The following is a 16,183-nucleotide window of genomic DNA, read 5'->3' on the forward strand; positions in this document are numbered from 1 at the left end:
GGGTTTCCCGCCCAGTCTCACCAGCACCGACTGCGGTTTTCCCTAGAGGCGTGCCGCGGCGGCGGGACACGGCGGCGCACCGGACCCCTGGGTAGGGGTGTCCGGTGCGCCGGTCCGGGGAGGTCGGCCCGTGTCAGCCGCGGTCGGTGCGCGCGTGCGCGGTGAGCCACTCCTCCATGATCTGTGCGGTCTGCGCCGAGTCCTCGCGGATCACCGACAGGTGGTCGGCGTCCACGGGCCGCTCGTGCGCTCCCGCGACGAGAGGGGCGCGCTCGGCCGAAGGCTGCTGTTCGATCGGCCGGTCATCGGCTCCGAACAGCTGCTTGGCGCACTTCACCAGGAGCACGGGGGCGCTGGTGTGCTGCACCTGGAGCCGGCTGAGGAGGACCATCCAGCGGCCCATGGCCGACAGCCGGGCGCTGCTGAGCCGGACGACGGGGCCCTCGTCCGCACGGGCCTGCGGGCCGGTGGCGCCGAAGTTGAGCCGCATCATGCCCTGGTAGTCGATGCCTTCGTCGTCCTTGTGCTGGAAGCTGTACGTGTCCAGCAGCACCACGGCGGCGGGCCTGATGCCCCAGGTGTGTTCCAGCAGTCCGGCCGCCGCGTAGGCGAAGGAGCCGCCGGAGGAGTGGCCGACGAGGGCGAACGGCTTGCCTTCGGCCGCCCGCAGGGCGCTCTCGGCGATCACCCGGGTGGCGACCTCCGGGGTGGCGGGCAGTCGTTCCCCGGTCTCGAATCCGACCAGGGGCAGCGCCGCCACCTCCCGCTTGCCGCGGAAGTGAGCGGCCAGTCGGGCGTACTGGTGGACGCCGGCGTTGGCGGTGGGCGCGCTGATGCAGATCAGCTTGGGGGCGGCCGGGCCCTCGGCGAGGGTGGACGCGTAGGGCAGGTCCTCCAGTTCGGCCGATGCCTCGAAGCTGGGGCGGAGCGCGGCGACGGCGACGAGCATGCGCTGGGCCTCGGCCTCCTTACCGTCGGCGAGGGCGCTGGTGAACAGGTTCTCCAGGGATCCGGGGTCCGCCTCGCCCGAGGGCAGGGCCAGGGTGGCGCCGGTACCCGTGCCGTCCTCGGCCCTGGCCTGCTGGGCGAGTTCGCCGCGCAGCCAGCCGGCCAGGTCCGCGGGCGTCTTGTTGTCGAAGACGACCGTCGCGGACAGCCGCATGCCCGTGCAGGCGGCGAGCTTGTTGCGCAGTTCGACGGCGGTCAGCGAGTCGAAGCCCAGCTCGTAGAAGTCCCGGTCGGCCTCGACGGCGTCGGCGGATGCGTGGCCGAGCACGGTCGCGGCTTCGGTCCGCACCAGATCGGTGAGGTACCGGAGGCGGTCCCTCTCGCCGAGCGCGAGGAGCCGGCGGGCGAGGTCGGCGGCGGCGTCCTTGCCGCCCGCGCTGTTGGCTGCGGTGCGCCGGGCGGTGCGCACCAGGCCGCGGAACAGCGGGGGGACCTCGCCCTGCGGGCGCATGCCGGCGCCGGTCAGCCCGATCGGGATGACGAGCGGTTCGGCGGAGCCGAGGGCGGCCTCGAACAGGGCGAGGCCCTGGTCGATGGAGAGCGGGGGCATGCCGCCGGACTGCATGCGCCGCATGTCGGTGTCGCTGAGCTCGCTGGTCATGCCGTCGTCCTGGACCCACGGGCCCCAGGCCAGCGAGGTGCCGGGCAGTCCGAGCGCGGCACGGTGGTCGGCGAGGGTGTCGAGGAAGGAGTTCGCGGCCGCGTAGTTGCCCTGGCCGGGGCTGCCCATGACGCCGGCGATGGACGAGAACGTCACGAAGGCGGCCAGGTCGAGCCCCCGGGTCAGTTCGTGCAGGTGCCAGGCCGCGTCGACCTTGGGGCGCAGGACGTCCGACAGCCGTGCGGGCGTCAGCGAGGTGACGACGCCGTCGTCCAGGACACCGGCCGTGTGGATCACGGCGGTGAGCGGGTGGGCGGCCGGGACGGCCGCGATCAGGGCGGCGGTTGCCTCCCGGTCGGCGGTGTCGCAGGCGGCGACGGTGACGTCTGCGCCGAGGCTCTCCAGTTCGGCGGCCAGGTCGGCGGCGCCGGGTGCGGCGGGGCCGCGCCGGCTGGTGAGGAGCAGGTGCCGGACGCCGCGGGCGGCCAGCCTGCGGGCGAGGTGCCGGCCGAGCGCGCCGGTGCCACCGGTGACCAGGACGGTCCCCTCGGGGTCCCACACGGGCGGCATGGTGAGCACCGTGCCGTCCAGGGGCCCGCCCTCCGGGGTGCGGGCGCGCAGGGCCGCCCGGGCGTGCCGGATGTCGTACGAGACGACGTGGCCGGCGGGGGTGGCGGCGGCCTGTTCCCAGGTCCGGCCGTGGGGGACGGGGGCGAGCCCGCTCTCCTCCAGGACGGCGACGGGTCCGGCGGGCACCGCCCGCAGGCTCGTCACCCGGTCGCCGGCCCGCAGACCGCGCACGCCGGGGCCGGTGGCGATGACGGTGCCGGCGATCCGGGCGGCGGGGCCGTCGGCGGCTTCGCCGGTGAGTCCGGCGGCCGCGACGGCGACGCGTACCTCGTCGTCGGCGAGCTGCCGTGCCGCGTCGGGGCAGGGCTCCAGCCGCAGGTCGCCGGCCGCGCCGCCGTCGGCCAGGGCCAGCCGCCATGCCTGTCCGGCGGGCGGCAGCAGGCTCGGGGCGGTGGCCAGCCGGGCGAGCCTGCCGACGCGCAGCACCCCGTCGCGTACGGCGAACTGGGCCTCGCCTGCGGCGAGCGGGCCGGCGAGCAGGCGGAGGGCGGCGGTGACGTCGGTGTCCCGTTCGGTGTCGAGGAGGACGAACCGGTCGGGGTGCTCGGAGTTCGCCGAGCGCACCAGGCCCCAGGCGGCGCCTCCCGTGAGGTCGGTGACGGTGTCCCCGCCGGTGGCGCGGACCGCCCGGCGGGTGACGAAGACGAGCCGGGAGGCGGCGAACCGCTCCCCGTCCAGCCACTCCCGCACCAGGGCCAGGACCTGTCCGGTCAGGGCGTGTACGGCCGCGGGCACGTCGCCGCCGGTGCACTCGGGCAGGCGTACGACGACCAGGTCCGGGACGTGCGTGCCGGGCGCGGCGAGTTCGGCGAGGGTGGCGGTGCGGGAGCCGAGGCCGTACGGGTCGTCCGCGCCGAGGGCGCGGGCGTCGGGTGCCGCGGTGGACGTGCCGTCCGTGTCGGCCGGGATCCACTCGATGTGGAACAGCGGCTCGCGGTCGGTGGCGCGGGCGGTGCCGGTGCCGGCTTCGGCGGCGGCGGACAGGGTGACCGAGGCGGCGGACAGGACGGGGGCGCCCTCGGCGTCGTAGGCGCCGATGGCGACCGTGTCCTCGCCGGAGCGGGTCAGGCGGACGCGCAGCACGGAGGCGCCGCCCGCGTGCAGGGTGAGTCCCTGCCAGGCCCGGGGCTGCGGCAGCCGGTCCTCGTCGCCGAGGCCGAGCAGGGCGGCGCCGTGCAGGGCCGCCGCGGACAGGGCGGGGTGCAGGCCGAACCAGCGGGCGTCGTCGGCGGTCTCACCGGCCAGCCGCACCTCGGCGAACACCTCCTCGCCGTGCAGCCATGCGGCGTGCAGGCCCTGGAAGACGGGTCCGGGTGTGCCGTCGCCGTAGAAGCCGTCGAGGTCGACGGCCGCGGCGCCGGCGGGCGGCCAGACCATCGGGGCCTGCGGCGGGGTGAAGGGCTGGGCGGTCAGGGTGCCGGTGGCGTGCCGGGTCCAGGGTTCTTCGGGGGCCGCGTCGCCGGGGCGCGCGTAGCAGGCGACGGAACGGTCCCCGCTGTCCTCGTCGGGTGCGCCGACCCAGACCTGGACGACCGGTTCGGCGCCGCCGTCGAGCGGCAGCGGTGCGGTGACGGTGAACTCCTTGAGGTGTCCGCAGCCGACCTGGTCGCCCGCCTGGACGGCGAGCTCGAGGAAGGCGGTGGCCGGGAAGTGGGCGGCGCCGCCGGTGCGGTGGTCGAGCAGCCAGGGGTGGACGCGGAGGGAGAGCCTGCTGGTGAAGAGCACGCCGTCGGATCCGGCGAGCGGGACGGCGGCGCCGAGCAGCGGGTGTGCGGCGGGGACGAGGCCCGCCGAGGTGACGTCCCCGGACAGGGGTGCGGGGCGCGGCCAGTACCGGTCGTGCCGGAAGGCGTACGTGGGCAGGGCGGTGGTGTGGGCGCCGGTGCCGTCGAAGATCCGCGGCCAGTCGACTGCCACGCCGGTGACGTACAGCCGGGCCAGGGCGGTGACCAGGGCGCTCTCCTCGGGCTGGTCCGCGCGCAGGCTGGACACGCAGACGCAGTGGCCGGTGTCCTCGCCGAGGCTCTGGGGGGCCAGGGCGGCGAGGGTGCCGTCGGGTCCGACCTCCAGGAAGGCGGAGGCTCCGGCGTCGCGCAGGGCGCGCACGGCGTCGGCGAAGCGGACCGTTTCGCGCACGTGCCGGACCCAGTAGGCGGGGTCGCGGAGCTGTTCGGCTCCGGCCTGGGCGCCGGTGAGGGTGGAGACGAGCGGGACGGCCGGCTCGGCGAAGGCCAGGCCGGTGACGACGGCCCGGAACTCGTCCAGCATCGGGTCCATCAGCGGGGAGTGGAAGGCGTGGGAGACCCGCAGCCGCTTGGTCCTGCGGCCCATGCGCGCGATGTGGTCCCGTACGGCCTCCACCGCGTCCGCGGCGCCGGAGACGACGACCGAGGACGGCGCGTTGACGGCGGCGACGGCCACCCGCGCGGTGAGCAGCGGGCGGACTTCGTCCTCGGTGGCCTGGAGGGCGGCCATCGCGCCGCCTTCGGGCAGGGCCTGCATCAGCCGGCCGCGGGCGGCGACCAGGGTGCACGCGTCGGCGAGGGTGAGCACCCCGGCCACGTGGGCCGCGGCGATCTCGCCGACGGAGTGGCCGGCGACGAAGTCGGGGCGTACGCCGAGCGAGGTGAGGAGCCGGAACAGGGCGACCTCCACGGCGAACAGCCCGGCCTGGGCGTATTCCGTCCGGTCGGCCGTGTCGGCGTCGCCTCCCCAGACGACCTCGCGCAGCGGCCGTTCCAGGCGGGGGTCGAGTTCCGCGCACACGGCGTCGAAGGCGTCGGCGAACACCGGGAACCGGCCGTACAGTTCGCGGCCCATGCCGAGGCGCTGCGCGCCCTGCCCGGAGAAGAGGAAGGCGGTGGTGCGGGCGGCGGCCTCGCCCCGGGCGGCCTCCGTGCCGTCGACGAGGACGGCGCGGTGCGCGAAGGTGCTGCGGGTGGTGGCGAGGGAGTGGCCGATGTCGAGCGGGTCACGGCCTTCGGCGTGTGCCGTGAGGCGGGTGAGCTGCTCGTCCAGGGCCGCGGGGGTCGCGCCGGACACCGGCCACGGCACGGCGGAGGGCCGCACGAGCGGTGCCGCGGGCGGTGCGTCCGCCGGGGTCCCGGCGGGCGGGGTCGCGCCGGACGGGGCCTGCTCGATGATCGTGTGGGCGTTGGTGCCGCTGATGCCGAAGGAGGACACGCCGGCCCGCCGGGGGTGGTCCGTCCGGGGCCACGGACGGGCCTCGGTGAGCAGGTCGATGGCGCCGGCGGTCCAGTCGACGTGGGTCGAGGGCTCGTCGATGTGGAGGGACTTGGGCAGGAGGCCGTGCCGCAGCGCGAGGACGGTCTTGATCACGCCGGCCACGCCGGCGGCGGCCTGGGTGTGCCCGATGTTGGACTTCAGCGAGCCGAGCAGCAGCGGCCGCTCGGGGTCGCGGCCCTGGCCGTAGGTGGCCAGGAGTGCCTGCGCCTCGATGGGGTCGCCGAGGGCGGTGCCGGTGCCGTGGCCCTCGACGGCGTCCACGTCGGCCGGGGTCAGTCCGGCCGCGGCGAGGGCCTGGCGGATGACGCGCTGCTGGGAGGGGCCGTTGGGGGCGGTGATGCCGTTGGAGGCGCCGTCCTGGTTGACGGCGGAGCCGCGTACGAGCGCCAGGACCTCGTGCCCGTTGGCCCGGGCGTCGGAGAGGCGTTCCAGGACGAGCATGCCGACGCCCTCGGACCAGTTGGTGCCGTCGGCGGCGTCCGAGTACGCCTTGCAGCGGCCGTCGGCGGCGATGCCGCCCTGGACGGTCATGCCCGTGAAGCCGACGGGCGTCGCCATGACGGTGACGCCGCCGGCGAGGGCCAGCGAGCATTCGCCGGCCCTCAGCGCCTGTCCGGCCGAGTGCAGGGCCACCAGGGAGGAGGAGCAGGCGGTGTCGACGGTGACGGCGGGGCCTTCGAGGCCGAGGACGTAGGAGACGCGCCCGGACAGCACGCTGGAGGCGAGGCCGGTGCCGGCGTGGGCGCCGATGTCCTCGCGGGAGTTCATCATCAGCGTCGCGTAGTCGAGGCCGCTGGTGCCGACGAACACGCCGGTGCGGCTGCCGTGCAGGGAGTCGGGTGCGATACCGGCCCGCTCGACGGCCTCCCAGGAGGTTTCCAGCAGCAGGCGCTGCTGGGGGTCCATCGCCATCGCCTCACGGGGCGAGATCCCGAAGAAGCCGGCGTCGAAGTCGGCTACGCCGGGGACGAATCCGGCTTCCAGGGTGGCGCTGCGGCCCCGTCCGTCGCGGTCGCCGGAGCGGAGGGTCGCCAGGTCCCAGCCGCGGTCGGTGGGGAAGGGTTCGATGCCGTCTCCGCCGGTGGCGACCAGCTGCCACAGGTCCTCGGGGGTGCGGACCCCGCCGGGCAGGCGGCAGGCCATGCCGATGATGGCGATCGGGTCGTCGTCGGCGGCGGTGCGGGGTGCGGCGGCGTCCGTGCCGTCCGGCTGCTGCTCGTCGAGCAGTTCGCCGAGGAGGTGCCGGGCGAGGGCGGTGGCGGTCGGGTAGTCGTAGACGGCCGTGGCGGACAGCTTGACGCCGGTGGCGAGGCCGAGGCGGGCGGAGAGGTCGACGGCGGTGAGCGAGTCGAACCCGAGGTCGCGGAACTTGCGGTCGGCGGCGACAGCCGCCTTGCCGGTGTGGCCGAGGACCGCCGCCACGTGGGTGCGGACCAGGTCGGTGACGAGGGTCGGGCGGTCGGCGGAGGGCAGGGCCCGCAGGCGCAGGGTGAGTTCGTGTGCCTGCGAGCTGATGTCCTCGCGGGCCGTCTCGGCGGCGGCGAGGGCCTGCCGGGCGGCCGGGAGTCCGGCCAGCAGCGGGTTGCCGCGCAGTCCCACGAGGGTGTCGAGGATCTGCGGCTGGCGCAGGTCGAGCACGATCAGGGTCGGGGCCGGCCGGGTGACGGCCTGCCGCAGGGCGGCGAGCGCCAGCTCGGGGTGCACGGCGGGAACCGCCGCCCGGCGGGCACCCGGCGCGCCGGCCTCGGCGGAGGCCGGGCCGCGGTCGGCCGTGCCGGGCTCCACGGGTTCACCGGCGGCCGGTTCGCCGTCCATCCAGGCGCCCCAGGCCAGGGAGGTGGCGGGCAGGCCGCGCGCGTGGCGCTGCTGGGCGAGCGCGTCGAGGACGGCGTTCGCGGCGGCGGCGGCCGCCCGGCCGGGGGTGCCGACGGCACCGGCCACGGACGAGAAGAGCACGAACGCGGACAGGTCGAGGCCCTGCGTCAGCTCGTCCAGGTGGAGTGCCGTCAGCGCCTTGGCCCGGTGTACGGCGGTCAGCCGCTGCGGGGTCAGGTCGTCCAGCACCCCGTCGTCGACGATGCCGGCCGCGTGGACCACGGCCGTGAGCGGGTGCTCGGCGGGGACGGCCGCGAGTACGGCGGCCAGGGCGTCCCGGTCGGCGGTGTCACAGGCCACGACGGTGGCTTCGGCGCCCAGGGCGCGCAGTTCGGCGACGAGTTCGGCGCTGCCGGGAGCGGCGGGGCCGCGCCGGCCGGCGAGCAGCAGGTGGCGTACGCCCGCGGCAGCGAGCCAGCGGGCGGTACGGCTGCCCCGGCCGCCGGTGCCGCCGGTGACCAGCACGGTGCCGTCGGCGTGTGCGGCGGCGGGCTGCCAGCCCGCGTCCGGCGACCCGGCGGGCGCGGGCACCAGCCGTCGTGCGTACACGGCGGAGTCGCGCACCGCGATCTGGTCCTCGCCGTCCAGGCCGGCCAGGACGGCGCTGAGCCGCCGGGCGGCCCGCGCGCCGAGCGTTTCGGGCAGGTCGATGAGCCCGCCCCAGCGCTGCGGGTGTTCCAGGGCGGCGACCCGGCCGAGTCCCCAGATGCCGGCCTGGGCCGGGGACGGCAGGTCCTCGGTCCGGGCGACGGCGACCGCACCGCGGGTCGCGCACCACAGGGGTGCGGTGATCCCGGCGTCGGCCAGGGCCTGGAAGAGCACGGCCGTCGCCGCGGCGGCCTCGGCCGGAGCCGGGGCGGGCAGCGCGAGCACGCCCGCGAATCCCGCCGCGGGGTGAGTGAGTCGTCGCAGCGTGGCGGCCAGCGAGGCCCGGTCCGTTCCCGCTTCCACGGTGAGGTGCAGGGCGTCGGGGCCGGCCGCTTCCCGTACGGCGGCGGTCCAGCCGTCGTCCGCGCCCTCGGCGGGCGCGACCACGAGCCAGGTCCCGGCGGGCGTGCCGTCCGCCACGGCGCCCAGCGGCTGCCACGTCTCGTGGAACCGCAGGGCGTCGAGCAGCGCCTGGTCGCGGCGGTGCCTGCGCCAGTCCGACAGGGCGGGCAGCACGGCGCCGAGCGCGTCGCCGTCCACGCGGAGGTCGGTGGCCAGGGCGGCCAGGTCCCCGCTCTCGACGGCGGTCCAGAACTCCGCGTCGGCGGAATCGGCGCGGGTGGTGTCGGCGGTGGGGACGGCGGTGCCGGTCTGCGGCCAGTGGCGGGTGCGCTGGAAGGCGTAGGTGGGCAGGTCGACGGTCCGGGCGGCGGTGCCGTCGAAGAGCCGCGTCCAGTCGACGCGTACGCCGTTGACGTGCAGCCGGGCGAGCGCCTCGACCAGCACCCGCTCCTCCGGCCGGCCGGCCCGCAGCGCGGGCACGGCGACGCAGACGTCGTCCTGGACTCCGAGGGCGGTCCGGGTGGCTGCGGTGAGGATGCCGTCGGGGCCGAGTTCCAGGAACGCGGAGACTCCGGCCTCGCGCAGCGCGCCGATCCCGTCGGCGAAGCGGACGGTCTCGCGGACGTGCCGCACCCAGTAGTCGGGGGTGGTGACGAGGCCCGGGCCGGCCACCGCACCCGTCAGGTTCGACACGAGTGCCGGCTGCGGCTCGGCGTAGGCGATCCGGGCCGCCACCGCCCGGAACCCGTCCAGCATCGGGTCCATCAGCGGGGAGTGGAAGGCGTGCGACACCCGCAGCCGGGTGACCTTGCGGCCCGCGGCCTCGAAGTGCGCCCCGATCCGCGCGACCGCGTCGGCGGCGCCGGAGACGACCACCGAGGACGGCCCGTTGACGGCCGCGATCGACACCGTGTCCGGCAGCGTGTCCGCGTCGAGCAGCGCCCGCAGCTCCTCCTCCGTGGCCTGCACGGCCATCATGGCTCCGCCGTCGGGGAGGGCCTGCATCAGCCGGCCGCGCGCCGCGACGAGCGCGCAGGCGTCGGCGAGGCCGAAGACCCCGGCGACGTGCGCGGCGGCGATCTCGCCGACCGAGTGCCCCGCGACGAACTCGGGTTCCACACCCAGCGATTCGACCAGCCGGTACAGCGCCACCTCGGTGGCGAACAAGCCCGCCTGCGCGTACGCGGTGCCGTTCAGCGCGTCCTCGTCCTCACCCCACACGACCGTGCGGACGGGACGGTCGAGGTGCTCGTCGAGGGCCGCGCACACGGCGTCGAAGGCCTCGGCGAACACCGGGAAGCGGCCGTACAGCTCGCGGCCCATGCCGAGCCGCTGGGAGCCCTGTCCCGAGAAGAGCACGGCCGTAAGACGACCGTCCACGGCTGCTGCGCGGGCGATCTCGGCTCCGTCCACGAGGACGGCCCGGTGCTCGAACACGCGGCGCCCCGCCGCCAGCGAGTACGCGACGTCCAGGGCGGGCAGGGCGCCGGCGTGGGCGGTCAGCCGGTCGATCTGCGCGTCGAGGGCGGTCTCGGACGTGCCGGACACCACCCAGGGCGCGACCGCGGGCAGCGCGGAGGCGTCCGCGTCCGGCGCGTCTGTCGGCGGCGCCTGCTCGATGATCGTGTGGGCGTTGGTGCCGCTGATGCCGAACGCCGATACGGCGGCCCGGCGCGGCCTGCCGACGGATGGCCACGGCGTGGCCTCCGTGAGCAGCCGCACGTCTCCGGCGGACCAGTCGACGTGGGTGGAGGGTGCGTCCACGTGCAGGGTCCGAGGGGCGGTCTCGTGCCGCATGGCCATGACCATCTTGATCACTCCGGCCACACCGGCGGCGGCCTGGGTGTGCCCGATGTTCGACTTGAGCGAGCCGAGGAGGAGCGGCCGGCCGCCCTCGCCGCGCTCCCGGCCGTAGGTGGCCAGCAGCGCCTGCGCCTCGATGGGGTCGCCGAGGGTCGTACCGGTGCCGTGCCCTTCGACCACGTCGACGTCTGCGGCCGTCAGGCCCGCGTTGGCGAGGGCCTGACGGATGACCCGCTGCTGGGCCGGCCCGTTGGGGGCGGTGAGGCCGTTCGAGGCGCCGTCCTGGTTGACGGCGGAGCCGCGTACGAGAGCCAGCACCCGGTGCCCGTTGCGGCGGGCGTCCGAGAGCCGTTCCAGGACGAGGACGCCCACGCCCTCGGACCAGCCGGTGCCGTCGGCGGCGTCCGCGTACGCCTTGCAGCGCCCGTCGGTGGCGAGGCCGCCCTGCCGGGTGAAGCCGGGGAATCCCAGGGAGGAGGACATCACGGTGACGCCGCCGGCGAGGGCGAGGGAGGACTCGCCGGTGCGCAGGGACTGGGCGGCCAGGTGGATGGCCACGAGGGAGGAGGAGCAGGCGGTGTCCACGGTGACGGCCGGGCCCTCGAGGCCGAGGGTGTAGGAGACGCGGCCGGAGACGACGCTGGCCGCGAGGCCGGTGCCGGCGTGGCCCTCGATGTCCTCGGGGGAGTTCATCACGAGGGTGAGGTAGTCCTGGCCGCCGGTGCCGACGAACACGCCGGTCGCGCTGCCGCGCAGGGTGCCCGGGTCGATGGCGGCGCGCTCGACGGCCTCCCAGGAGGTTTCCAGCAGGAGCCGCTGCTGGGGGTCCATGGCGAGGGCCTCGCGCGGCGAGATCCCGAAGAATCCGGCGTCGAACTCGGCGACCCCGTGGAGGAATCCGCCCTTGGCGGTGGCACTGCGGCCCCGGCCGTCCGGGCCGCTGCCGGCGCCGAGGAGCGTGTCCAGGTCCCAGCCGCGGTCGGTGGGGAAGTCGGCGATTCCTTCCCGGCCTTCGAGGACGAGGTCCCACAGGTCTTCGGGCGAGTCGATGCCGCCGGGCAGGCGGCAGGCCATGCCGACGATCGCGATCGGGTCGTCGGCCGCTCCGGTGGCCACGGCGGCCGGCAGGCGTACGTCGCCGTTCTCGTCGAGGAGTTCGGCGAGGAGGTGGGCGGCGAGCCCGGTGGGGGTGGGGTAGTCGAAGACGAGGGTGGCGGGCAGCCGCAGGCCGGTGGCCTCGGTGAGGCGGTTTCGGAGCTCCAGGGCGGTGAGGGAGTCGAGTCCCAGGTCGTGGAAGTCCCGGTCCGCGCCGATGGTCTGCGCGGAGGCGTGCCCGAGGACGGCTGCCGCTTCCGCGCGCACCATCTCGACGACGGTACGGGTGCGGTCGGCCTCGCGCAGCTCCCACAGCCGGGCGGCGAGCGCGACGGCGGTCGCGGCTCCGCCCGCGGTGGTGGCGGCCATCCGGCGCCCGCCGCGGACCAGACCCCGGAACATGGTGGGTACTTCGCCGCGCAGCCGTGCCCCGGTTCCGGTCGCGAGTCGGCCGAGGGGGACGAGGTAGGGCAGGTCGGTGGCCATCGCCGCGTCCAGGAGCGCCAGCCCCTGCTCCACGGACAGCGGGGGGACACCCGAGGCTGCGATCCGCTGCCGGTCCGCCTCGGACAACGTCGCCGTCATACCACCCGACGGCGCCCACGCACCCCACGCCAGCGACTGCCCCGCCAGACCCAGACCACGACGATACGCCGCCAAGGCGTCCAGGAAGACATTCGCCGCCGCGTAATTGCCCTGACCCGCCGAACCCATCACACCCGAGACCGACGAGAACAACACGAACGCCGACAGGTCGAGGCCCTGCGTCAGCTCGTGCAGATGCCAGGCCGCATCCACCTTCGGACGCAACACCCCCGACAACCGCTCGGCCGTCAGCGACGTCACCACACCGTCATCCAGCACACCGGCGGCGTGAACCACCGCCGACAACCCCACCCCGGCCAACACCTCCGCCAGCGCATCCCGGTCCGCCACATCACACGCCACCACCGACACATCCGCACCGGAAGCAACCAGCTCATCCCGCAACTCCACCGCACCCGGAGCATCCGGCCCCCGACGCGACACCAACAGCAAACTCCGCACCCCGTGCACAGCCACCAGATGCCGGGCCACCTCACGACCCAAACCACCCGTACCACCCGTCACCAGCACAGTCCCGTCCCCCCACGGCGACCCCACCACACCGGCATCCCGGCCCAGTCGCGCGAGGCGGCCCACATGGGCCACACCGCCCCGGAGGAGAACCTGCGACTCCCCCGCCGCAAGCACCTGCGCGAGGGACGGCTCGGAATCGTCGTCGACGTCCACGAGGAGGAAGCGGCCCGGGTTCTCCGACTCCGCGGCCCGCACCAGGCCCCACACCGCGGCGCCCGCCAGGTCGGCCCCCGACACCGCACCCCGCGTCACGAACGCCAGACGCGAACCCTCAGGCCCCGCCAGCAACTCCTGCACCGCGGCGAGGGCCCGGGCACACGCCGCGTGGACCGCTTCGGGCGAGACACCGCCCTCGACGGAGAAGACGGTGAGCGCCGCGTCGTCGGCAGCAGAGGCTTCCGAGAGGTCCGCCGGGGTCCACTCCAGGTGCAGCAGCCCGTCGCGCCCCGGCACCGTCTCCACGGGCATCGCGAGAGCTCCGAGACGGAGCTCCGCCACGGACAGCACCGGTGCGCCCTCGGCGTCCACCAGCACCAGCGAAACGCAGTCCTCAGCCGTACGGCCGATCCGCGCCCGCACGACCGACGCGCCCGCCGCGTGCAGCGAAACCCCGCGCCAGGACACCGGCACGAGCTCCCGCTCGCCCGCCGCCTCCCGCACCACCTCGGCCAGCAACGCCGGATGCAGACCGAAGCGATCCGCCTCCCGCGCCACCTCGCCGGACAGTACGAACTCGGCCTCGGCGCCGTCGGCGTCCGCCACGACGACGGGCGCACCGGTGACCAGCACACCTGCTGCGTGCTCGGTCCACTCGGCATCGGAGTCCTGCTCACGCCGTGAGTGCAGGGTGACCGGCCGGCCTCCGTTCTCGTCCGGTGCGCCCACCCACACCTGGACGGCAACGGCGCCGTCCATGGCGAGCACGAGAGGCTCGGTGTGCGTCAGCTCCTGGACCCGGCCACAGCCGACCTGGTCGGCGGCCCGGAGGGCGAGTTCCAGCAGGCCCGTCGCCGGGAAGACCACCTGGCCGTCCACCGCGTGTTCCGCCAGCCAGGGCTGGGATGCGCAGGACAGGCGGCCCGTGAGCACCGTCCCGTCCGAGCCGGCCAGGAAGACGGCAGCGCCCAGCAGCGGGTGCTCGGCGGGCCGGAGCCCGGCGCCGGCGACATCGCCTACGGGCAGCGCGGGCCTCGGCCAGTAGCGCTCGTGCTGGAAGGCGTACGTCGGCAGGTCGACGCCACGCGCGCCCGTGCCGTCGTAGAGGCGTGCCCAGTCGACCGCCACGCCCGCGCAGTACAGCCGTGCCAGCCCGTCGACGAGCGCCCGCTCCTCACCCCGCCCCTTGCGCAGCACCGGGACGGCGACCTCGGCCTCGACGCTCAACTGGGCCAGCGCACACAGACTCCCGTCCGGACCCAGCTCCAGGAACGCATCAACGCCCTGCTCCGCCAGCAAGCGCACCACGTCGGCGAACCGCACCGTCTCCCGCACGTGCCGCACCCAGTACTCCGGATCACACACCAGGTCGGCATCCGTGGCCATCGCGATCTCCGGCGCGGAGAACGACAGCCCCGACACCACCGCACGGAACTCGTCCAGCATCGGATCCATCAACGGCGAGTGGAACGCATGCGACACCCGCAGCCGGGTCGTCTTGCGGCCCATGCCGCGGAAGTGCCCGCCGATCCTCTCGACGGCGTCCTCGGCACCCGAAACCACCACAGCCGACGGGCCATTGACGGCAGCAACCGACACGGACTCGCCGAGCAGCGGACCGACTTCCTCCTCCGTCGCCTGGACCGCGAGCATCGCACCACCCTCGGGCAGCGCCTGCATCAGCCGACCGCGCGCCGACACCAGCGCACACGCATCCGCCAGCGACAACACCCCGGCCACATGCGCAGCCGCAACCTCACCCACCGAATGCCCGGCCACGAAATCCGGCCGCACACCCAACGACTCCACCAACCGGAACAACGCCACCTCGACCGCGAACAACGCCGCCTGCGCACACGCCGTCCCGTTCAGCCCCGCCTCGTCACCACCCCACACCACATCCCGAACCGAAACATCCAACTCCGCACACACCGCGTCAAACGCCGCCGCAAACACCGGAAAACGGGCATACAACTCCCGCCCCATCCCCAACCGCTGCGACCCCTGACCCGAGAACAGGAAGGCCACGGACCGGTCTCCGGCCACGCCCCGCGCAACCTCCGCACCGTCCACCAGCACCGCCCGGTGCGTCAGGCTCGCGCGTCGCGCGGCCAGCGAGTAGCCGACGTCCGTCGCGGACTTTCCGGGCGCGGTGCCCAGGCGGGCCAGCTGCGCATCCAGCGCGGCCGGGGACTTGGCCGACACCACCCACGGAGCGACGGTGGGTGTCACGGCCGGCTCGGCGGGCTCGGTCGGCTCGCCTTCGGCGGACGGAACCTGCTCGATGATCGTGTGGGCGTTGGTGCCGCTGATGCCGAAGGCCGACACTGCGGCCCGGCGCGGGCGGCCCGTGGCCGGCCAGTCCGTCTGTTCGGTCAGCAGGGAGACCTCACCGGCCGACCAGTCCACGTGCGTGGTCGGCTTGTCCACGTGCAGGGTGCGGGGCAGCACGCCCTCCCGCATTGCCATGACCATTTTGATCACACCGGCCACACCGGCCGCGGCCTGGGTGTGCCCGATGTTCGACTTGAGCGAGCCGAGCAGGAGCGGCCTGCCCTCGGCACGGTTCGCGCCGTAGGTGGCCAGGAGCGCCTGTGCCTCGATCGGGTCACCCAGCGGCGTACCCGTACCGTGCCCCTCCACCGCGTCCACGTCCGCAGGCGACAGCCCCGCCGACGCAAGCGCCTGACGAATCACCCGCTGCTGCGACGGACCGTTCGGCGCGGTCAGTCCGTTCGACGCACCGTCCTGGTTCACGGCCGAGCCGCGGATCACGGCAAGGACCTCATGCCCGTTGCGCTGGGCGTCCGACAGGCGTTCCAGAACCAGTACGCCCACCCCCTCGGACCAGCCGGTGCCGTCGGCGGCATCCGCGAACGCCTTGCACCGCCCGTCCCCCGCCAGCCCGCCCTGCCGGCTGAAGCCGGAAAAGCTCATCGGCGTGGACAGGACGGTCACGCCGCCGGCCAGGGCCATGGTGCACTCCCCCGAGCGCAGGGCGTGCGCGGCGACGTGGAGCGCGACGAGCGAGGACGAGCAGGCGGTGTCGAGGGTCACCGCCGGGCCTTCCAGCCCGAAGGCGTACGAGATGCGGCCGGAGAGGACGCTGGCCGTCAGGCCGGTCGTCGCGTGGCCCTCCACGTCCTCCTGGGAGTTCATGACCACGCCCACGTAGTCCACGCCCGCCGTGCCGACGAAGACGCCGGTGCGGCTGCCGCGCAGGGTCGCCGGGTCGATCCCGGCCCGTTCGAAAGCCTCCCAGGAGGTCTCCAGCAGCAGCCGCTGCTGGGGGTCCATCGCCATTGCCTCACGCGGGGAGATCCCGAAGAAGTCCGCGTCGAAGGCCGCTGCGTCGACGAAGCCGCCCTCCACCGAGGCGCTGCTGCCGCTCCCGTCGCCGGACAGGGCCTCCAGGTTCCAGCCCCGGTCGGTGGGGAACGGGGAGATGCCGTCGCGGCCCTCCGTCACCAGCCGCCACAGGTCCTCGGGCGAGCGCACACCGCCGGGGAGGCGGCAGGACATTCCGACGATCGCGATCGGCTCCTGCTTCTCCGACTCGACTTCCAGCAGTCGTTGGCGCGTCTGGTGCAGATCAGCGGTGACCCACTTGAGGTAGTCAACGAGCTTGCTGTCGTTCGACATGGGGGTGGAGCCTTCCTA

At 75.0% G+C, this 16,183-nt stretch carries 1 pseudogene; it reads right to left on the bottom strand.

Going from position 1 to position 16,183, the window contains the following annotated elements:
* Positions 1-133 precede the first annotated feature (133 nt).
* Positions 134-16,159 (bottom strand): annotated as a pseudogene (locus ACZ462_RS05150) (type I polyketide synthase); the annotation flags it as partial.
* Positions 16,160-16,183 lie beyond the last annotated feature (24 nt).

Source organism: Streptomyces sp. NPDC031121 (genome assembly GCF_055570615.1).